At 66.5% G+C, this 21219-nt stretch carries 18 protein-coding genes; 12 read left to right on the top strand and 6 right to left on the bottom strand.

The window, feature by feature from the left end; all coding sequences use genetic code 11:
* Positions 1–98: 98 nt before the first annotated feature.
* From EDL96_RS05580 to secG, 3 genes are read left to right on the top strand one after another with little or no spacing between them, the layout of a single operon-like run.
* The gene (locus EDL96_RS05580) at positions 99–1319 is read left to right on the top strand and encodes a phosphoglycerate kinase (protein WP_123824805.1); all 1221 of its coding nucleotides are present in this window, start codon (positions 99–101) and stop codon (positions 1317–1319) included.
* Positions 1320–1374: 55 nt separating this feature from the next.
* Positions 1375–2190 (top strand): triose-phosphate isomerase, encoded by an 816-nt coding sequence (gene tpiA / locus EDL96_RS05575; protein ID WP_123824804.1) that lies wholly within the window; start codon positions 1375–1377, stop codon positions 2188–2190.
* Between the two features lie 42 nt (positions 2191–2232).
* Positions 2233–2502, top strand: coding sequence for a preprotein translocase subunit SecG (secG, locus tag EDL96_RS05570; RefSeq protein WP_123824803.1), 270 nt, complete (start codon positions 2233–2235; stop codon positions 2500–2502).
* A 136-nt stretch (positions 2503–2638) separates the two neighbouring features.
* Here the strand turns inward: secG and pgl are convergent, their stop codons facing one another.
* From pgl to tkt, 6 genes are all read right to left on the bottom strand, one after another.
* A complete protein-coding gene (gene pgl / locus EDL96_RS05565; protein WP_123824802.1) occupies positions 2639–3433 on the bottom strand; it encodes a 6-phosphogluconolactonase in 795 nt (264 codons plus the stop codon).
* A complete protein-coding gene (locus EDL96_RS05560; protein ID WP_123824801.1) occupies positions 3430–4446 on the bottom strand; it encodes a glucose-6-phosphate dehydrogenase assembly protein OpcA in 1017 nt (338 codons plus the stop codon). The genes pgl and EDL96_RS05560 overlap by 4 nt, the downstream gene beginning before the upstream one ends.
* On the bottom strand, positions 4443–5984 hold the full coding sequence (zwf, locus tag EDL96_RS05555) for a glucose-6-phosphate dehydrogenase (protein WP_123824800.1): 1542 nt from the start codon (positions 5982–5984) through the stop codon (positions 4443–4445). The genes EDL96_RS05560 and zwf overlap by 4 nt, the downstream gene beginning before the upstream one ends.
* Positions 5985–6166: 182 nt before the next feature.
* The gene (locus tag EDL96_RS05550; protein WP_123824799.1) at positions 6167–7786 is read right to left on the bottom strand and encodes a glucose-6-phosphate isomerase; all 1620 of its coding nucleotides are present in this window, start codon (positions 7784–7786) and stop codon (positions 6167–6169) included.
* Between the two features lie 118 nt (positions 7787–7904).
* Positions 7905–9011: a transaldolase gene (gene tal / locus EDL96_RS05545; protein WP_123824798.1), complete on the bottom strand. Its 1107-nt coding sequence runs from the start codon at positions 9009–9011 to the stop codon at positions 7905–7907.
* A gap of 77 nt (positions 9012–9088) precedes the next feature.
* Positions 9089–11215, bottom strand: a complete 2127-nt coding sequence (gene tkt, locus EDL96_RS05540; protein ID WP_123824854.1) for a transketolase — start codon at positions 11213–11215, stop codon at positions 9089–9091.
* A 344-nt stretch (positions 11216–11559) separates the two neighbouring features.
* Here tkt and EDL96_RS05535 point away from each other — a divergent pair, with 344 nt between their 5' ends.
* From EDL96_RS05535 to sufC, 9 genes are all read left to right on the top strand, one after another.
* Positions 11560–12540 (top strand): heme o synthase, encoded by a 981-nt coding sequence (locus EDL96_RS05535; RefSeq protein WP_407656911.1) that lies wholly within the window; start codon positions 11560–11562, stop codon positions 12538–12540.
* A gap of 19 nt (positions 12541–12559) precedes the next feature.
* The gene (locus EDL96_RS05530; RefSeq protein WP_233568709.1) at positions 12560–13468 is read left to right on the top strand and encodes a dihydrodipicolinate synthase family protein; all 909 of its coding nucleotides are present in this window, start codon (positions 12560–12562) and stop codon (positions 13466–13468) included.
* A gap of 33 nt (positions 13469–13501) precedes the next feature.
* A complete protein-coding gene (locus tag EDL96_RS05525; protein WP_325049536.1) occupies positions 13502–14551 on the top strand; it encodes an ABC transporter ATP-binding protein in 1050 nt (349 codons plus the stop codon).
* A 68-nt stretch (positions 14552–14619) separates the two neighbouring features.
* A complete protein-coding gene (locus tag EDL96_RS05520) occupies positions 14620–15360 on the top strand; it encodes an ABC transporter permease (RefSeq protein ID WP_233568708.1) in 741 nt (246 codons plus the stop codon).
* A gap of 57 nt (positions 15361–15417) precedes the next feature.
* Positions 15418–16515, top strand: coding sequence for a COX15/CtaA family protein (locus EDL96_RS05515; protein WP_233568707.1), 1098 nt, complete (start codon positions 15418–15420; stop codon positions 16513–16515).
* Positions 16516–16812: 297 nt separating this feature from the next.
* A complete protein-coding gene (locus EDL96_RS05510; protein WP_123824795.1) occupies positions 16813–17562 on the top strand; it encodes a helix-turn-helix transcriptional regulator in 750 nt (249 codons plus the stop codon).
* Between the two features lie 65 nt (positions 17563–17627).
* Positions 17628–19079 carry a Fe-S cluster assembly protein SufB gene (gene sufB, locus EDL96_RS05505; RefSeq protein WP_123824794.1) on the top strand — a complete coding sequence of 484 codons (1452 nt, stop codon included), beginning with the start codon at positions 17628–17630 and terminating at the stop codon, positions 19077–19079.
* A gap of 103 nt (positions 19080–19182) precedes the next feature.
* Positions 19183–20394, top strand: coding sequence for a Fe-S cluster assembly protein SufD (sufD, locus tag EDL96_RS05500; RefSeq protein WP_123824850.1), 1212 nt, complete (start codon positions 19183–19185; stop codon positions 20392–20394).
* A 56-nt stretch (positions 20395–20450) separates the two neighbouring features.
* Complete coding sequence (gene sufC, locus EDL96_RS05495; protein WP_123824793.1) at positions 20451–21218, top strand: Fe-S cluster assembly ATPase SufC; 768 nt, start codon at positions 20451–20453, stop codon at positions 21216–21218.
* Position 21219: the final 1 nt, after the last annotated feature.

The following is a 21219-nucleotide window of genomic DNA, read 5'->3' as shown; positions in this document are numbered from 1 at the left end:
TTTACTCACCCCACCCATCGCCCACCGCGAGCTCCCGCCTCGCGAACCGGGCACGGCCCACTGGCACCAGTGAGTCCCCATCGAAAGGATCTGCTCCCATGGCCAAGTCTCTGGACGATCTCCTCAACGAAGGTGTTGCCGGCCGTACCGTCCTGGTGCGTTCCGACCTCAACGTTCCGCTCGACGGATCCACCGTCACCGACGACGGCCGTGTCCGCGCCTCGCTGCCCGTGATCCAGAAGCTCTCCGACGCCGGAGCGCGCGTGATCGTCACCGCTCACCTCGGGCGTCCCAAGGGTGAGCCGAACCCCAAGTACTCGATCGCACCCGCCGCGGCGAAGCTCGCCGAGCTCTCCGACCTCGACGTCGTGACCGCCACGGACGTCACCGGCCCCGACGCCCAGGCCAAGGCCGCTGCCCTGACCGACGGACAGGTCCTGGTCGTGGAGAACGTGCGCTTCGATGCGCGGGAGACCTCGAAGGTCGAGGAGGAGCGCACCGAACTCGCCAAGGAACTCGCTGCACTCACCGGTTCGAACGGTGCATTCGTGGGTGATGCCTTCGGCGCCGTCCACCGCAAGCACGCGTCCGTGTACGACGTCGCCAAGATCCTGCCCGCCTACCTGGGGGATCTGGTCAAGACCGAGGTGGACGTTCTGACCAAGGTCATCTCCAACCCCGAGCGTCCGTTCATCGTGGTCATGGGTGGCTCCAAGGTCTCCGACAAGCTCGCGGTCATCGAGAACCTGATCGGCAAGGCCGACAAGCTGCTGATCGGCGGCGGAATGGTCTTCACGTTCCTCAAGGCGCAGGGCTACTCGATCGGTGGGTCTCTGGTCGAGGATGACCAGGTTGAAACCGTGAAGGGCTACCTGGAGAAGGCCCCGGCGGAAGGCACCGAGATCGTGCTGCCTACCGACGTCGTCTACGCCGCCGAGTTCAAGGCCGACGCCAAGAACGAGGTCCGCCCGGTCGAGGACATCGAGGGTGGCGAGCTGGGCGCATCCGGCATGGGCCTGGACATCGGCCCCGACTCCGCGAAGTCCTTCGCGGAGGAGATCTCGGCGGCCAAGACCATCTTCTGGAACGGCCCGGTAGGCGTGTTCGAGATGGAAGCCTTCGCCGGTGGCACCAAGGCAGTCGCAGAAGCTCTGGCCAACGGCTCGGGCATGTCCGTGATCGGTGGCGGCGACTCCGCTGCCGCCGTGCGCACCCTGGGCTTCTCCGACGACCAGTTCGGGCACATCTCCACCGGTGGTGGCGCGTCCCTGGAGTTCATCGAAGGCAAGGACCTGCCGGGCGTCTCCGTCATCGGCTGACCGAAACCCACCTTTTCCGCACGTCTCTCCCGTCTCACGAAGGAGCAACACCCCCATGACGTCACAGACCAACGGCCAGTTCGACCGCACCCCGCTGATCGCGGGCAACTGGAAGATGAACATGGACCACCAGCAGGGCGTGGCCCTGCTGCAGAAGCTCGCCTGGACCCTCCAGGACGCCAAGCACGACTTCGGGCGCGTCGAGGTCGCCGTGTTCCCGCCGTTCACGGACATCCGCTCGGTCCAGACCATCGTCGACGGCGACGACCTCAAGGTCGTCTACGGCGGTCAGGACCTGTCCGACCAGGACTCCGGGGCCTACACGGGCGACATCTCCGGCGAGTTCCTGAACAAGCTCGGCTGCACCTACGTGTTGGTCGGCCACTCGGAACGGCGTACCATCCACGGTGAGTCGGACCAGCAGTGCCTGGCCAAGATCCAGGCCGCCTTCCGTCACGACCTGGTGCCCGTCCTGTGCGTCGGTGAGGGTCTCGAATCGCGCAAGGCCGGGGAGCACGTGAACTTCACGCTGGCGCAGCTGCGCGGCTCCCTCGAAGGCCTGGCCGCCGAGGAGGTGGGCAATGTCGTCGTGGCCTACGAGCCCGTGTGGGCCATCGGCACCGGTGAAGTCGCCGGACCGGAGGACGCGCAGGAAATGGCCGACGCGATCCGCAAGGACCTCGCCGAGCAGTACGGCCAGGAGACCGCGGACAAGGTTCGGGTGCTCTACGGCGGCTCGGTCAAGTCCGGCAACGTCGGGGCGATCCTCAAGGGCAAGGACGTCGACGGCGCCCTGGTTGGCGGCGCCAGCCTGGATCCGGAGGAGTTTGCTAACATTGCGAAGTTCGAGCAGCACCTGGTGACGGACTGAACCAGGTCACAACCTCCGACGCATTCTGCGAGGCAATGAACCATGACGATTCTGCAAAACATCCTGCTGGCCACGATCGTGATCACCAGCTTGATGGCCGTGGTCCTCATCCTCCTGAACAAGGGCAAGGGTGGAGGCCTGTCGGACATGTTCGGCGGCGGCATGACGCAGTCGCTCAACACCTCCGGTGTGGCGCAGAAGAACCTGGTTCGTCTGACCACCACGGTGATCGTGGTGTGGGCAGCGTGCATCATCGGGTATGCCCTGACCATGCGGTTTGCGCCCGCCACCCCGGCCGTGCCGGGGCTGTGAGCTCGCCGCAGGACTTCAAGCATTCTCTTCCGACCCCGTGAGGGGTTGAAACGGCGGGGCCGGAACCTACAGTGGTTCCGGTCCCGCCGGTTTTCGTGGTGCGACGGGCCGTCGAGTCCCGTCAGGTGTCGAGGAGTTACGCGCAGTGGATTTGAGACCCCGCGGAGAGCGTCTCGGGCGTCGTGAACAGCACCGTGGAGACACGGCCGACCATCTCGCCGGCCTGGGTCTCTTCGGCCGACGTCCCTTCGTCCGGCGTGCCACCCAGGAGGCGCCCGATCGCCTCGGCCTTCTCACTTCCGGACGCGACGAACCAGACGTGCTCTGCGGTCGAGATCAGGGGGAGCGTCATGGACACACGCGTCGGTGGTGACTCGGGGGAGTCGTACACGGCAATCACGGTCGCCTCCTGCATGGCAGCGTCCGCTTGGTGCGGGAAAATGGAGGCCACGTGCCCGTCGGAACCCACACCCAACAACGCGATGTCGAACCACGGAAGGCCCGTCGGGCTGCCCTCGGCGCGTGCCGCCGTCTCGAGTTCAGCCACGTAGTCCGCGGCGGCGGCCTCTGCGTTCTCGAACCGGTCGGAGGCACCGATCACGTGCACGTTCTCGGGTGGCAGCTCGGTCATCAACGCAAATGGTTCGGCAGCGTCGGCCGCCTGTTGGATGTTGCGTTCCGGGTGCCCCTCGGGCAGGAACTGTTCGTCGGCCCACCAGATGTCGACCTCGGACCAGTCCGGAACGTACTCCGCGGTCCGGGTCGCCCCGGCCAGGGCGCGGATCGTGGAAACGCCCATGGAGCCGCCCGTGAGCACGACGGACGCACGGCCTCGACGCTCCTGTGCCTCGACCAAGACCTCATTGATGCGGGCGGCCACGTGCTCCGCCAGGAGATCCGCGGTGCTCTCGGTCTCGACCAGCAGGGTCATGACGCCGGGTTGGTCTCCGGCGTTGCGGCAGCGGAATCGGCGTCCGTTCCCGCGGAGTCCTCCGACTCGGAGGTCACGCCTTCACCACAGACTCCGCACGGGAGCACGTGCACGGCGGAAGCCAACACCTCGCCGTAGACCTCGTCAGGATCCAACTGGCGGAGTTCCTCCGCCAAGCAGGTACTGAGCTCACGGTGGGGGATTGCAACCCTTTGATCAGGCTGGCCAGGCTGGGTCAAACGCGCCAAGGAATGACCTGGCCGTTCCAGCACAATGTCCCCGTTGTCGCGAACCAACCTCACGCTGCTCAGCCCGTGCTCACTCTGTCCAGGGTGCTCGAAGCGCACCGGAGCCGAGAGCCGCCCGCCCAGCCACGCACCGAGGAGGTGCACGCGGGAGGAATCGGCCGCGCCGGTCACCACCACCTCCTTGACCGGCCCGGGTTCAGCCTGGTCCAGGGCCGCAGCGAGCTGCACCCGCCAATGCGTGAGACGGGTCCAAGAGATGTCCGTGTCCCCGGGAGCGTACTGCTGGGCAAGGTGCACCAGGGTGGCGCAGACGTCGTCCGAGTTGGAGGAGTCCGTGATGCGCCGGTGCGCGATCTTGCCGATCGAGGAGTCGGACGGCTTGTTCGGAACCCGATGCGGCCACCATGCCACGATGGGTGCGTCTGGCAACAGCAGGGCGGAAACCAGCATTTCGGAGGGTTCCGCCAATGCACCGTACCCGTGCAGGACAACGACCTCGGAGGCTCCGGCGTCGCCGCCGATCCTCAGCTGGGCATCCAGACGAGTCTCCTCCGAGGCCGAGTGCGACACGTGCATGATGATGCGGCACGGGTGCTCGTGGGAGGCCACGACGGCGGCGTCCAGGGCGCGTTCCGAATGACCGGCCTCCGCCATGATGACCAGGGTCAACACACGACCGAGGGTGACTACACCACCTTCGTCACGAAGTCGGTGCAGCTGCTTGTCGATGTCGGAAGTGGTCGTGTTCTCAAGCGTCACGATCATGGCCGGCGCCACGTCCTTCCATCTCGTTGCATCAGGCGGTCCGCGGACTCGGGACCCCAGGAACCGGGGTCGTACCCTTCGGGTTGGATCTGGTTCTCGGCCCAGTACTCCTCGAAGGGGTCGAGGATCTTCCAGGACAGCTCGACCTCTTCGTGGTGGGGGAACAGCGGGGGTTCGCCCAGCAGGACGTCGAGGATCAGTCGCTCGTAGGCTTCAGGCGATGACTCGGTGAAGGCGTGCCCGTAGCCGAAGTCCATGGTCACGTCCCGGATTTCGGACTGAGTGCCCGGCACCTTGGACGCGAAGCGGATGGTCACGCCCTCGTCGGGCTGGATGCGGATCACGATCGCGTTGTTGCCGAACTCGTCCGTGTCGTGCAACGGGAACAAACGGTCTGGGCTGTCCTTGAAGACCACGGCGATCTCCGTGACGCGGCGACCCAGGCGCTTTCCGGCGCGTAGGTAGAACGGGACGCCCGCCCACCGCCGGTTGTAGACCTCGAGGCGCAGGGCGGCGTAGGTCTCCGTGCGGGAGTCCTCGGGGATGTCGTCCTCCTCGAAGAAGGATCGGACCTCCAAACCGCCCTGCAGGCCGCCCCGGTACTGGCCCAGGGCCGAGGCCTGCCCCAGATCCTCCGGAAGCTGGACGGCGTCCAGCACCTTGGCCTTCTCTGCTCTCAGGGCCCGTGCGGTGAAGTCGAAGGGCTCCTCCATCGCCGTCAGGGCGAGCAGCTGCAGGAGGTGGTTCTGGATGACGTCCCGGGCCGCGCCAACGCCGTCGTAGTACCCGGCGCGGGTTCCGATGCCGATGTCCTCGGCCATGGTGATCTGCACGTGGTCCACGTAGTTGGCGTTCCACAGCGGTTCGAACATCGTGTTGGCAAAGCGCAACGCCAGGATGTTCTGCACCGTCTCCTTGCCCAGGTAGTGGTCGATACGGAAGATCGCGTCCCGGGAGAACACGGACTCCACGATCTCGTTGAGTTCCTGCGCGGAAGCGAGGTCGTGGCCGAAGGGCTTCTCGATCACCACACGACGCCAACCTGAAGCATTCTCGTGCTCGGCCAGGCCGTTCTCAGCCAGCTGGTGACACACGACCTCGAAGGCCTTGGGCGGGATTGAGAGGTAGAACGCGTGGTTCCCGCTCGTGCCGCGCTCCTGATCGAGTTCACGCAGCACGTCCTGCAGGTTGCTGTAGGCCTCCGTGTCGTCGAACTCGCCCTGCACGAAGCGGAGGCCTTCGGCGAACTGCTCCCACACGGCTTCCTGGAACTCGGTCCTGGCGTTGGCGGTCACGGCCTCGCGCACGTAGTCCTGGAAGTCCGTCTTGCTCCACGGCCGACGCCCGAATCCCACGAGGGAGAAGGAGGGCGGCAGAAGACCACGATTGACGAGGTCGTACATGGCCGGCAGCAGCTTCTTGCGAGCCAGGTCTCCGGTGACGCCGAACAGGACGAGCGCCGACGGCGCAGCGACTCGGACGAGGCGCTTGTCACGATCGTCTCGCAACGGATTGGTGTGCACATTCGAGGTTGGCACGAAACTCCTCTGGTCAGGCTTCAGACCCGGATGGGCCGGTGGCGTCGGCGCCCCTCATCGGGACGGGCGAGCACCCGCCGGTTTGGCATTCCTGAAGGGAACATCCTAGTCCTGGCGAGGGGTCGCGGGGGGGGGGGGGTGGGGGGCCCCCCCCCCCCCCCCCCCCGCGACGGTCCTCACGTTCAGGACTGGGCGAGTGCGTGTAGGACGTCGAGCACCTGGGAGACGCCGGTCTCGCGGTCCTTCAGACGCAAGCGCAGCACCGGGCGCCCGTGTTCGGAGAGCACCTGCGCGTCGCCGTCGGCCTGGGCGGAGATCAGTTCCCCGAAGGTGAAGGGGATGCCGGGGATCTCCAGATCGGTGTCCGACTCTGCCGTGATCTGGAGGAACACACCCACGCCCGGGCCGCCCTTGTGGAACTGACCCGTCGAGTGCAGGAACCGGGGTCCCCAGCCGAAGGTCGTAGGTCGCCTGGTGGCCTTCGCCAGAAGCGGCCGCGCCTCTTCGAGCTCCGCCCAGGTCAGACGATCGAAGTACGCCTGCACAGCCAGGTAGCCGTCGGCGGGAAGCCGCTGCAGGAGGGCTTCCAGGGCCTCCGTCAGGTTCTGTGCCTCGCCCAGCAGTCCGGCGTCGCCACGGATCTCCACGGAGCCGTCCACCAGGTCCGCGGCGGTCTGCTCCGGCTTGTCCGCCAGGACCGCGCGCGTTGCGGACTTGGCCGACTCCACGTCGGGCTGATCGAACGGGTTGATCCCCATCAGCTTGCCCGCCACCGCGGTTGCAACCTCCCAGAGCAGCATCTGGCCACCCAGTGACCCCGCCACTGCGACGGCGTCACCGTCGGGCACCGTGTCCGCATCCACCGGAACCAGGAACGCCGGCAGCACGTCCGAGGCCACGGGTGCCTTGAGTTCAGGAACGTCCTGAGCCACGACCACGGGGAGAATACCCGTTCCGTCCTTGCCCGTGGACTCAGCAATGAGCTGTTCGGCCCAGTCGGCGAAGCCGACGATGCCGGAGCCCAGATCCTGGATCAGCAGCTTGTCGCGCAGGGGCGACGTGCCGCCCATGGCCGCGCCCAGCAACAAGCCGAGGTTGTCCGGATCATCCTCGCGCAGAGCCTCCGCGGCCTCGTCCACCTCGTCCAGCAGCGCGTCCAGGTCCACGCCCGCCAGACCGGAGGGAACCAGCCCGAAAGCCGTCATGGCCGAGAACCGCCCACCCACGGTGGGGTCAGCCGTGAACACAGCCCGGTACCCGGCGGCACGGGAGGACTCGTCGAACGGCGATCCCGGATCGGTTACAACGACCATGCGGCGTGCGGCGTCGATACCGGCGTCGGCAAAGGCTTTCTCGAAGGCACGACGCGCGGAGTCGGTCTCGACCGTGGATCCCGACTTGGAGGAGATGACCGCGGCGGTGCGCGCGATGTCCTTGGACAGGGCCGCCTGCACCATGACGGGGTCCGTCGAGTCCAGGACGAACAGTTCGACCCCCGCGGTCCTGGTGATGACCTCCGGGGCCAACGAGGAGCCACCCATGCCGGCCAGGACGAATCGGTCCACGCCTTCAGCCGCGAAAGAATCTCGGAGCTCGTTGATCTGGGCCACCAGGGGCCGCGACACCTCGGCCGCATCCACCCAGCCGAGACGCTTTCCGGCTTCGTCCTCGGCCGCCGCGCCCCACATGGTGTGGTCCTTGGCGAAGAGCCTGGAGGCGAATTTCTCCTGGACGAGGGTCGGAACGTGACGTTCAGCGGCTTCGCGTGCCGCACCGGTGAGCATGACGGACAGTGAACTCATGACGTCCTCTCTGTGCGCACGTCTCTGGTGCGCCTCTTGGGTGATGGGTGAGTTTGCGGGCGGCAGATGGTGACGGGCGCCGCGGGGCCCGGGTGGGCCCACGACGCCCGCCGCCGTGTCAGCGTGCCTGGTCCAGTGCGGTCTGCACCGTTTCGAGCAGTTCGGCCCAGGAGGCCTCGAACTTCTCCACGCCCTCGGACTCGAGTTTGGCCACGACGTCGTTGTAGTCGATGCCCAGGGCGGCGAGACGATCCAGGTGGGCGTTCGACTCCGCGTACGTGCCGGTGATCGTGTCACCCGTGATCTCGGCGTCCGTGGCGGTCGCATCCAGGGTCTTCTCCGGCATGGTGTTCACCGTGTTGGGTGCCACCAGTCCGTCGACGTAAAGCGTGGCCGGCAGGGCCGGGTCCTTCGTGCCGGTCGAGGCCCACAAGGGACGCTGGACGTTCGCTCCGGCGGACTCCAGACGCTTCCACCGCTCCGTACCGATGGCTTCCTCGTACACCTGGTAGGCCAGTCGGGCGTTGGCCAACCCGGCCTTGGACTTGAGGGAGAGGGCCTCGTCGGTGCCGACGGCCTCGAGCTGCTTGTCCACTTCGGAATCCACGCGCGACACGAAGAACGAGGCCACCGAGTGGATGGTGGAGAGGTCCTTGCCGTTCTCGAGTGCCTTCTCGAGTCCCGCCATGTAGGCGTTGATGACGGCGCGGTACCGCTCGAGCGAAAAGATCAACGTCACGTTCACCGACACACCTTCGGCGAGGGTCTCGGTGATCGACGGCAGTCCGGCCTCGGTTGCGGGGATCTTGATGTGGACGTTGGGCCGGTCGATGGTTTCGGCCAGGCGACGCGCCATGGTGGCCGTTGCCTCGGGGTCGTTGGCCAGACGGGGATCGACCTCGATCGAGACGCGTCCGTCCACGCCCTGTGTGGCCTCGGCGATCGAGGCGAAGACGTCGCAGGCGTCCCGGACGTCGTCGGTGGTGATGCGGAAAACCGCTTCGTCGACGTCGACGCCTTCGGCGGCCAGTTCCTTGACCTGCTCCGCGTAGGCGGCGCCGTTGGACAGCGCACCCGCGAAGATCGTCGGGTTCGTGGTCACACCGACGACATCCTTCTCGTCGATGAGCTGTTGGAGGTTCCCGCTGGTCAAACGTTCACGGGAGAGGTCGTCGAGCCAGATGGAGACTCCGGCCTCGGAGAGCTTCTTGGTGGAGGTGGTCATCCTCAGTTCCTAACGTGCTAGCTGCGGTCGGCCCGGTCCGGGGGCGGTGGGCCAAGTCTTGGCGGTCCTCGTGGGGTTCACGCGCGGTCGGTGGCGACGGCGGCGATCGAATCGCGCGCCGCGGCCGTGACTTCCTCGGCGGTGATCCCGAATTCTTCGTACAGCTTCTCGTACGCGGCGGAGGCGCCGAAGTGATCCAGCGCGACGGCACGGCCGTAGGACCCCAACAGGTCGTACCAGGACATCGCCGAGCCGGCCTCGACCGTCACGCGCGCCCGGACCCCGGACGGAATCACGGACTCGCGGTACTGCGCATCCTGGGCGTCGAACCACTCACGGCAGGGCATGGAAACCACGCGTGCCTTGATCCCTTCGGCCGCCAGTTGTTCGCGGGCGGCCACGGCCAGCTGGACCTCGGAGCCGGTACCGATCAGCACCACGTCCGGGGTGCCTTCCGAATCGGCCAGGACGTACCCGCCCCGGGCAGCTCCTTCGGCTGACGCGAACTTCTCACCCTGGCCGTCGTCGTCGATGTCCTCACGACGGAACGTGGGCACGTTCTGGCGCGTCAGCGCGATGCCCGCAGGCCGTTCCCGCCCTTCCAGGATGGTGCGCCAGACGACGGAGACCTCGTTCGCATCGGCCGGTCGAACCACGTCCAGCGCCGGGATTGCGCGCAAGGCCGAGAGCTGTTCGACGGGCTGGTGTGTGGGGCCGTCCTCACCCAGACCGATGGAGTCGTGCGTCCAGACGTAGATCGACGGGACGCCCATGAGTGCACCGAGGCGGACCGCGGGACGCTGGTAGTCCGAGAAGATCAGGAACGTGCCCGAGAAGGCGCGCGTCTGGGTGGACATCGTGATGCCGTTGACGATCGAAGCCGCCGCGTGCTCGCGGATGCCGAAGTGCAGCACCCGTCCGTACGGGTTGCCGGACCACTTGGACGTGGAACGCTCGGCGGGGATGAACGACGCCGCCGACTCGATGGTCGTGTTGTTCGAACCTGCCAGGTCCGCGGAACCGCCCCACAGCTCGGGGAAGGTGTCGGCGATGGCGTTGATGACCTTGCCGGAGGCAGACCGCGTGGCAACGTCCTTGCCCGGTTCGAAGGTCGGGAAGACCGCCGCGTAGTTCTCCGGCATCTGTTCGTCACGCAACCGGTCGTAGAGCTTTGCGCGCTCCGGATTGGCCTCGCGCCAGGCCTTGAAGGACTCCTCCCACTCGGCACGATCCGCAGCACCGCGCTGGACGAGTTCACGGGTGTGGGCCAGGACCTCGTCGTCGATGGCGAAGTGCGCCTCGGGGTCGAAGCCCAGGACCTCCTTCGTGGCGGCCAATTCCTCGGCACCCAACTTGGACCCGTGGATTCCACCGGTGTTCTGCTTGTTCGGAGCAGGCCAGCCGATGATCGTGCGCAGTGAGATCAACGACGGCTTACCGGTCTCGGCCTTTGCGGCCTGGATCGCGTCGTAGAGGGCCTGAACGTCCTCCACGTACTCCCCGTCACCGCCGTTGGTCCAGTCCACGGTTTGCACGTGCCAGCCGTAGGCCTCGTAGCGCTTGGCGACGTCCTCGGTGAAGGCGACGTCGGTGTCGTCCTCGATCGAGATCTGGTTCTGGTCGTAGATCACCACCAGATTCCCCAGTTCCTGGTGCCCCGCCAGCGACGACGCCTCGGAGGTCACGCCTTCCTGAAGGTCGCCGTCGGAGGCGATCACGAACACGTGGTGATCGAAAGGGGATTCGCCGTGAGCAGCCTCGGGGTCGAAGAGCCCGCGGGTGTAACGCTGTCCGTAGGCGAAGCCGACGGCGGAGGCCAGGCCCTGGCCGAGCGGCCCGGTGGTGATCTCGACGCCCTTGGTGTGGCGGTATTCGGGGTGGCCCGGTGTCCTGGACTCGAATGTGCGCAACGATTCGATGTCACCCATCTCGAGCCCGAAGCCGCCCAGGAAGAGTTCGAGGTAGAGCGTCAGGGACGTGTGCCCGGGGGAGAGGATGAACCGGTCGCGGCCGGTCCAGCGGTCGTCCGTGGGGTCGTGGCGCATGACCTTCTGGAAGAGGAGGTACGCGGCCGGCGCCAGGCTCATGGCCGTGCCGGGGTGACCTGAGCCCACCTTCTCGACGGCGTCCGCGGCCAGGACCCGCACGGTGTCAACGGCACGGCGATCCAAATCGGTCCAGGTGAGCTGCTCAGCGTGTGGCACGGGCACGGTGTCCTTTCCTAAGGCGATACGCGCGTGGCACCTGAGTTCGAGACACCGGCGACACGCGGGGCTGTCCGTGGTTCAGCCTAGGTCAACCGGGCAGGCCTGAGCACACGCCGACGGCCGGTTTCGTCATCATTGCGCCCCCGGCATAATCACCGCCGATCACGGACGGTGCGCGGTTCTCGCTTCTGTCGCGAGGGTTCTTCGTTCCGGGCGGGCGGGCGGTAGAGTGGCAGGAAAGTCTCCGTTCGTGCCGTGCGAACCCCACGTTTTCGGGTGTCACGCTCATGACCTCGGGCGGGCGGAGCGGTCGACAGCAACTACTCAGGGAGAGCGAACACGTGAGCTCAGCGCAGGCCTCGGAGCATGCCGTGGTACCCGACAGCGGGCCCGGCCACAGCCCGGCGGCCGGTGTTCCTCGCTCCACGACCCTGACCGAGCGTGTCCGTGCGTACCTGCAGCTCATGAAGCTCCGGATCGTGGAGCTGTTGCTGATTGCAACCGTGCCGACCATGATCTTCGCTCAGCAGGGGATGCCCAGTTTCTGGTTGATCCTCAACACCCTGATCGGCGGAACCCTGTCCGCCGGCGCGGCCGGAGCCTTCAACTCCTACATCGACCGCGAGTCGGACCGGCTCATGAAGCGCACCTCCAAGCGCCCGCTGGTCACGCGGGTCGTGGGGGACCGCGAGGCTCTCGTGTTCGCCTGGGTGGTCGCGATCGTCTCCGTGGCCTGGTTCCTGGTGTTCGTCAACGTCCTGTCGGCGGTCCTGACGGCGTTGGCGATCTTCCTCTACGCCGTCTTCTACTCGATCATTCTCAAGCGCCGCACACCCCAGAACATCGTCTGGGGTGGAGTCGCCGGCTGCATGCCCGTGGTCATTGCCTGGGCCGCGGTGACCGGCACGGTGGCGTGGCCCGCGATGGTGCTGTTCGCCGTCGTGTTCCTGTGGACTCCACCGCACTACTGGCCGCTGTCCATGAAGTACGCGGATGACTACTCGCGCGCGGGAATCCCCATGCTGGGTGCCATTTCCCCGGCGGGCAAGGTCGCGTCCCAGGTGGTCCTCTACGCGTGGGCCACCGTGATCTGCTCCCTGCTGCTGGTGCCCGTGGGCGGCGCCGGGTGGTTCTACGCCTCCGTGTGCCTGGCCGCCGGGGCATGGTTCGCCTACCAGTGCCACCGCCTGCTCCACACCGCCAACGCCGGGGAGCCCACGGACAAGCAGGCCATGCGGGTGTTCCACAGCTCCATCACCTACTTGACGCTGGTCTTCGTGTCCGTGGCCGTGGACCCCTTCATCGGCGGCCCCATCCTGTGACCACAGTGCAGGGCACATCATGCTGACCATGCAGTTCTCCGGCCTGGTCGCCTACCCCGTGACTCCGTTCTTTCCCGGCGGGGCGATCGATCTGGTCACCTTCGCCGAGCAGATCGAACGTCTGGCCGATTCCGGTGTGGAAGCGATCTGCGTCCTGGGTACGGCGGGGTCCTTCGCGTACCTCGATCACCAGGAACGTGGCAATGTCGTGCGCACCGCCGTGGCCGCCGCCAAGGGCTCCGGCGTGCCCGTGGGCGTCGGCATCTCCGCCCTGACCACTCAACGTGTCCTTGAACTCGGTTGGGACGCGGAGAACGCGGGTGCCGACGGCTTGGTGGTGAACCCGCTGTCCTACGTGGCACTCCGGTCGCCGGAGATTGCCGATCAGGTGGAGACCGTGGCCTCCTCGGTGAGCTTGCCGCTGTGCCTGGACAACAATCCCGCCACCACGGGGTTCGTGTACCCCGTGGACCTGGCCGCTGAGCTCACCCGGCTGGAGAACGTGGTGGCCTTCAAGGACACCGCCGACTCCGCGCGTGCTCTGCAGAACCGGCGGCACCTCTTCGACGAACTCTGTGACCCAGGAACCACCTACGGTGTGGCCAGTGCGCACCTGATCGTCGACGACGCAATCGCGAGCGCCGCATGGCACACCGGATTGGCCGCCGCGCTGCCGCGGGAGTTCACAGCTTTCCGGACCGCCGCGGTCACAGGAGATGAGGACGCGGTCCGGCGCTGGCAGGAGGCACTGCGTCCCCTGATCGAAGTGTTGCGCTGGGAACGTCCCCTGAGTTCGATCTATGCCCTCAACGACGTGTGCGGGGTTCGCACCTCGGCGCCGCGGCGTCCGCTGCACCCGGTGACCACGCAGAGCAGGCAACGGATCGAAGCTGCCGTGCGCGTGGTCCGGCACGCCATGACCGATTAGTCGGTCGGCAGAACCTAGACTGACCGAGTGCCGATGGACCACCCCCTGACCCCAACGGATGCCGACCAGCAGCTGCCCGCGCTGGAAGTACGCGCCCTCTCGATGGAGTTCAACGTCTCCCACGGTCGGGGGCACCACGCCGTGCGGGCCGTCAACGGACTGAGTTTCGTCGCGGCCCACGGCCAGGTTACGGCTTTGTTGGGTCCCAACGGTGCCGGGAAGACCACCACGCTGGAATGCGCGCAGGGCCTGCTCAAGCCCACCGGAGGCACTGTCCGACTGCTGGGGGAGGACCCCTGGAACGCGGGACCTCTGCTCCGGTCCCGGGCGGGTGTCATGCTCCAGGACGGCGGCCTGCCGCAGTCCGCCCGACCCGGAGAGTTCCTACGGCACGTGAGTTCCATGTACCGGCAGCCCGCGGACATGTCCGGGCTCATGGACCGACTCGGCATCCATTCCTTTGCCCGGACCCCGCTACGTCGTCTCTCGGGCGGGCAGCGTCAGCGCGTGGCGCTGGCCGCCGCCCTCGCCGGGAACCCGGAGATCGTCTTCCTGGACGAACCGTCGGCCGGCCTTGACCCACAGTCCAGAACCGTGGTCTTCGAACTGATCGCCCAGTTGCGCGAACAGGGCACCGCGGTGGTCTTGACCACGCACCTCCTGGACGACGCCCAGCGTCTGGCCGACCACGTCGTCATCGTGGCCCGAGGCACGGTGCGTGCCTCGGGGACTGTGGCGGAACTCATCGCCGGGGATGACGGCGGACGCCCCGGCGCGCTGCGCATCGGATTGACGGCGGGCCAGCGGAGGGCCTGGGAGTCGGCTCCACCGGTCTCGTCGGGCCGGTCCACATCTGAGTCCGAGGAGCCGCCAACCGGAGTCAGTTCATTCGGGAGATCCATCGGGCTGAACGTGACCCTCGAAGACGACCGGGTCACGGTGACCGGTGACATCCGTCCTGAAGTCTTGGCCCACATCACATCGTGGCTGGCGGACACGGGCGAGCTGCCGACGTCGATGACCCTGCAGCCCCGGACCCTTGAAGACGTGTTCCTGGCAATTGCCGGACGGGAGATCCGATGACCACAAAGGAACAACACCACGCACGAAGCGCAGTAGCTGGTCATGCGAGAGCGGCCGGGGCGGCCCCCATGCCTCGACGCGTGGCGAGCCAGACCAAGTACGAAGCGCTCACCATGCTGCGCAACGGTGAGCAGCTGCTCCTGTTGGTGATCCTTCCCGTGATCGCCCTGGTCGCCCTCACGAAGATGGACCTGCTGGACACGGTCCTGCTACCGGGCACCACCCGCATCGATTACGCGGTTCCCGGCGTCCTGGCCCTGAGCGTGATCTCGAACGCCTTCTCCGGTCAGGGCATCCAGACGGGTTTCGACCGGCGGTACGGGGTGCTCCGCCAGCTGGCCACCACGCCCTTGGGTCGCAGCGGTTTGGTGGCGGGGAAGCTGGGCGCGATCCTACTGGTCCTGGGATTTCAGTGCTTGCTCATCGGCGTCGTCGCCATGGTCCTCGGTTGGCATCCGTCCCTGCCGGGGGTTCTGGCGGCGTTGGCCGTCCTGGTGCTCGGGGCCGTTGCCTTCACCGGACTGGGAATGCTGGCGGCCGGAACGCTGCGCGCCGAAGCCACGTTGGCTGTCGTCAATCTCCTCTGGGTCTTGTTGGCGGTCGCCGGGGGTACCTTGGCACCGGCCGCGGCGCTTCCGGAGTGGGTTGCACCCGTCGTGGCCCTGTTGCCCTCGGCTGCGTTGGGAGACGCCCTGCGGGCTGTGCTCGTGCCGGGAGCGTCCGCGGGTCTCGCGGGACCGCTCCTGATCCTTGCTGTCTGGGCGGTCGCTGCGTGGGCCGCAACGGCCCGGTGGTTCCGGTGGAGCTAGACTGACGGAGACATCTTTTCCCTTTCTCCCTCCAAATTCCGTTCTGGACGTGACCACGTGAGCTTCGCACCGACCGACCCCGCTTCGACTCCCGCCGACGACACGTCGCGTGGTGAACCAGGCACAGGGACCAAGCCGGTGAAGGGCGGCAGGGAGGCCAAGGACGTTCGACGGAAGATCAGTGACTTCCTGTTCCGCACGCAGGTGGACGGGTGGGTACGTGCCACCGCATGGGCCTCACTGCTCGCCAACTCACTGCTGATCCTGACCGGCGGCCTGGTCCGCCTGACGGGTTCCGGACTGGGATGCCCCACGTGGCCGCGATGCACGGACGACTCCTGGACCTCTACCGCTGCGATGGGCATCCACGGTGCGATCGAATTCGGTAACCGGCTACTCACGTTCGTGCTGACCCTCGTGGCGATCGCTGCCTTCCTTGCCGTGATCCGCATGCGCAAGGAACGCCCGGATCTCTTCCGCTTGACCCTGGTGCTCGGACTCGGTATCCCCCTGCAGGCCGTGGTCGGTGGAATTACCGTCCGTACGGGCCTGAATCCCTGGATCGTTGGCATTCACTTCATGCTCTCGGCGGCCATGATCTACCTCTCCGCAATCCTCGTGAACCGCTGCCGGCGAGCCGGGCTGCCTGAAGTGGACGCCAAGGAACAACCCGGCCAGGCACGACACGCCAGGGGAATCATCCGAGCCACAGCCCTGGGCATGGCGTTCCTCACACTGTTGATCGTGTACCTGGGAACTCTTGTCACCGGTACGGGGCCCCACTCCGGGGATTCCGGTGAGATCGCCCGGCACGCCTTCGACGCCGTCGTCATTGCGCGCGCCCATGCGCTGCCGGTCTACGTGCTGGTGGCACTCCTCGTCCTGTCCCTGATCGCGGGCAGGATCGTGGGCAGGAACGGGTGGCCTCGACCGATCTGGAACGCCTACGCCACGGTGCTGTGCGTACTCGTGTTCCAGGCCGCGGTCGGCTTCTACCAGTACTTCAACGGACTGCCGATCGTGGCGGTCTGCCTGCACCTGGTGGGTTCCGCCACGCTGGTGGCCGTCGTCGCCTTCGCGGTGGAGAAGGCGTTTGCCCTCACCGCAGACCCGGCTGCCGTCACGACCAGCCCGGTCACGGACCCGACACACTGAGTTATTCTGAACCAGTCACATTAAGCGTGGCGCTGTCGCGCATCCCAGGTGAGGTCACCCTTGCTAGGCACACGGAATCAATTGCGTCATACTTTGGTTGTGTATTTCAGGGGTGCAGCGAAGCACCCGGGCAAGGTCTCGGTGTCGGAGCGTTCGTGACGACGACGTGCAGCAGAACCCTGCGGCGTCACGCCACGTGGCCAGCCAAGCGCGCAGGAGCTTCCGCCGAGGCATTCCGGCGAACATGCCGCTGAGACCACCAGAACCCAGGCCGAGGTAAGCAGAGGGAGGGAAGTCATGACCGACACCGATTCAGGTTCCGTCCGTACCCCGCTCAACCTTGAGGAGTCCGCGGAGTCCAACACCCGATCCAGGGTGCTCAACACAGTTCTGGAGCACGGCCCCGTTTCGGCCCGCGACCTCGGGCGACTGCTCGACCTCACGCCCGCTGCCATCCGCCGGCATCTCGATGCCCTCGAACGTGACCGCTTCATCGAGGTGACCATGGTCCGCCGTCACGGTGCGGGTGCCGGGCGACCCGCACGTCGCTACGTCGTGGCTCCCGAAGGCCATGAGCGGATCGGCAACGACTACCTCGGGATCGCCGCGGACGCGCTCGGTGCCATCCGGGACCTCGGGGGAGAGACGGCGCTGCGGGAGTTCGTGGCGGCGCAGTTCCAGCGGATGGAGCGGCGCTACCGGCCCACCGTGGAAGCCGCGGGCGACGACGTCGCAGAGCGCCTGGATGTCTTGGCCCAGTTGTTGTCGGCCGACGGGTACGCAGCCTCTGCGACCATCGTCAAGGTCGGGCCTGCACGACACAAGGTGCTGTCCGCCCAACTGTGCCAAGGCCACTGCCCGCTGCAGGAAATCGCCACCAGGCACCCGGAGTTCTGCGATGCCGAGACCCGAATGATCAGCTCCCTGCTCGATGTCGACATCCGTCGACTGTCGACCCTCGCTGCCGGGGCCCACGTCTGCAACACACATGTTCCCCTGTCGCGTCCCGCGGCAGGTCAGAAGACCAACCGACCGACCACGGTGTGAGCGCGGGCCCCAGCCCGTTGCCGACCTGAACCACCCGACACACTGCTCGACAAGAGGAGGCCGTCATGACTGACGTGACGAACGCGAATGACACCGTCATCAGCGACATTCTGGAGAAGAACCCTGAGCTGGAGGGGATCGGGAACTACGAATACGGCTGGGCCGACCCCGACGTCGCGGGTGCTTCCGCTCGACGCGGCCTGAACGAGGACGTGGTCCGCGACATCTCGGCCAAGAAGAACGAGCCTGAGTGGATGCTCAACATGCGGCTCAAGGCGCTCAAGTTCTTTGACCGCAAGCCCATGCCCACCTGGGGTGCGGACCTGTCGGACATCGACTTCGACAACATCAAGTACTTCGTCCGTGCCTCCGAGAAGCAGGCGCAGTCCTGGGAGGACCTGCCCGGGGACATCCGTGACACCTACGAGAAGCTTGGCATTCCGGAGGCGGAGCGCTCCCGCCTGGTGGCCGGTGTGGCCGCACAGTACGAGTCCGAGGTCGTGTACCACCAGATCCGTGAGGACCTGGAGGAGCAGGGCGTGATCTTCATGGACACCGACACCGCGCTGCGCGAACACCCCGAGTTCTTCGAGGAGTACTTCGGCACCGTGATCCCCGTCGGGGACAACAAGTTCGGTGCTCTCAACACCGCCGTCTGGTCCGGTGGATCGTTCGTCTACGTCCCCAAGGGCGTTCACGTGGAGATCCCGCTGCAGGCCTACTTCCGCATCAACACCGAGAACATGGGTCAGTTCGAGCGGACGCTGATCATCGCCGACGAGGACTCCTACGTCCACTACATCGAAGGCTGCACGGCCCCGATCTACAAGACCGATTCGCTGCACTCCGCGGTGGTCGAGATCGTGGTCAAGAAGAACGCCCGCGTTCGTTACACGACCATCCAGAACTGGTCCAACAACGTCTACAACCTGGTGACCAAGCGCGCGATCGCGCACGAGGGCGCCACCATGGAGTGGATCGACGGCAACATCGGCTCCAAGGTCACCCAGAAGTACCCGGCGGTCTACATGACCGGGGAGCACGCCAAGGGTGAGACCCTCTCGATCGCCTTCGCGGGAGAGGGGCAGCACCAGGACACCGGTTCCAAGATGGTGCACATCGCCCCCAACACGTCGTCGTCGATCGTGTCCAAGTCCGTGGCCCGTAACGGTGGCCGCTCGGCCTACCGCGGGCTGGTGCAGGTCCGCGAAGGCGCCAAGAACGCCAAGTCCAACGTGGTCTGCGACGCCCTTCTGGTCGACACCGTCTCCCGCTCCGACACCTACCCGTACGTCGACATCCGCGAGGACGACGTGTCCATGGGCCACGAGGCCACGGTGTCTCGCGTGTCCGAGGAGCAGCTGTTCTACCTCATGCAGCGCGGCATCGCCGAGGAAGAGGCCATGGCCATGATCGTGCGCGGCTTCGTGGAGCCGATTGCCCGCGAGCTGCCCATGGAATACGCGCTGGAGCTCAACCGCTTGATCGAACTGCAGATGGAGGGATCCGTTGGCTGACATGTCCAACACCGCCACGAACACCGCCCCCGGCACCACCACCGCCGAGGAGGATCTGGTCGAAGGTGTCCGCACCGACGAGGCACGCATCGCCATTCCGGGCATGACCCAGGAGGGCGAGAAGCTGGCCACCGAGCACAGCACCGCGACGGACGAGCGCGAGGTCGAGGTCGCCTTGCCGAAGGGCGCCAAGAAGCCCGCCGGCAACTCCCGCGCCGAGCGCACCGCGTCCTACGACCTGGCGGACTTTCCCGAGCTGACGGGCCGTGAGGAGGACTTCCGCTTCACCCCGCTCAAGCGCCTCAAGGGCCTGCACTCGGACGAACTGACGGCAGAAGCTCCGGCCGTGACCGTTTCCGGTTCGGATCTGGTCAGGGTGGAGACCGTGGGTCGCGACGACGCCCGCGTCGGCTCCGCCGGCATTCCCGAGGACCGGCTGTCGGCCAACGCGTGGGCACACTTCCGCGAGGCCACGGTGATCACCGTTCCCCGGGAAGCCGAGATCGCGGACACCGTCCTGGTCGAGATCAAGGGGTCCCACACGGACCCCGCCGCTCAGCACCTGATCGTGGACGCCCAGGCGTTCTCGAAGGCGCGGATCGTCCTGCATCACAGCGGTACCGCCGTCGTGAGCCAGAACATCGAGTTCCTGGTGGGGGACTCCGCGAACCTGACCGTGGTGACCTTGCAGGAGTGGCAGGACCAGGGCACCGCCCACGCTTCGGCCCAGCACGGCAAGCTCGGACGGGACGCCCGGTTCAAGCACGTCTCCGTCAACCTCGGCGGCGACACCGTCCGCGTGACCCCGGCCGTGCGCTACACCGGGCCAGGTGCCGAGGTCGAGATGTACGGTCTGACCTTCGTCGACGACGACCAGCACCTCGAGTCGCGCCTGTTCGTGGACCACTCGCAGCCGAACTGCGTCTCGCGCGTGACCTACAAGTCGGCGTTGCAGGGTCGCGGGGCGCACGGCGTGTGGGTCGGTGATGTCCTGATCCGCCCCGAGGCAGAGGGCACGGACACCTACGAACTCAACCGCAACCTGATTCTCAACGACGGGCCACGGATGGACTCCATCCCCAACCTCGAGATCGAGACCGGGCTGATCGCCGGTGCCGGCCACGCGTCGACCACCGGCCAGCTCGATTCCGAGCACCTGTACTACCTCATGTCGCGCGGTATCCCGGAGGTGGAGGCCCGCCGCCTGGTGGTTCGCGGCTTCCTCTTCGAGATTCTCCAGCAGATCGAGGACGAGGGCATCGAGGCGCGTCTGCGCGACGTCGTCGAAGCTGAACTGTCCAACGCCGATCACTGAGCCCCGGTCACGGACCGAGGGCCCACACCACCTTTCGAAGCACTTCAGGAGACACATTGAGCACTTTGGAAATCAAGGACTTGCAAGCATCGGTCCTGCTCGACGACGAGAACAGCAAGCAGATCCTCAAGGGCGTGAACATCACCATCAACTCCGGTGAGGTGCACGCGATCATGGGCCCCAACGGCTCCGGCAAGTCCACCCTTGCTTCGACCATCGCCGGTCACCCCAAGTTCCGCGTGGACTCCGGTTCCGTGACCCTGGACGGGGAGAACGTCCTGGACATGTCCGTGGACGAGCGCGCCCGAGCCGGCCTGTTCCTGGCCATGCAGTACCCGGTGGAGATCCCCGGCGTGACCACCTCCAACTTCCTGCGCTCGGCCAAGACCGCCGTGGACGGCGAAGCACCGTCCCTGCGGACCTGGACCAAGGACGTCAAGGCCGTCGCGGAGCAGCTGAAGATGGACCCGGCCATGATCCAGCGCAACGTCAACGAAGGCTTCTCCGGCGGTGAGAAGAAGCGCATGGAGATCATGCAGCTCGAACTGCTCAAGCCCAAGATGGCGCTGCTGGACGAGACGGACTCCGGCCTGGACGTCGATGCCCTCCGGGTGGTGTCCGAGGGCGTGAACCGCGCCAAGGAATCCAACGACATGGGCGTCATGCTCATCACGCACTACAACCGGATCCTGCGCTACATCAAGCCCGATTACGTCCACGTGTTCAATGACGGGCGCATCGTGGAACAGGGCGGCCCGGAGTTGGCCGTCAAGCTCGAGGAAGAGGGCTACGACAAGTACGTGGCCGCCGCCGCCGGCCGGTAAG

The organism is Kocuria soli, from assembly GCF_003797835.1.
Taxonomy (GTDB): domain Bacteria; phylum Actinomycetota; class Actinomycetes; order Actinomycetales; family Micrococcaceae; genus Kocuria; species Kocuria soli.
The sequence above is the reverse complement of the archived record's forward strand: the minus strand, read 5'-3'. Positions and strand labels throughout refer to the sequence as shown.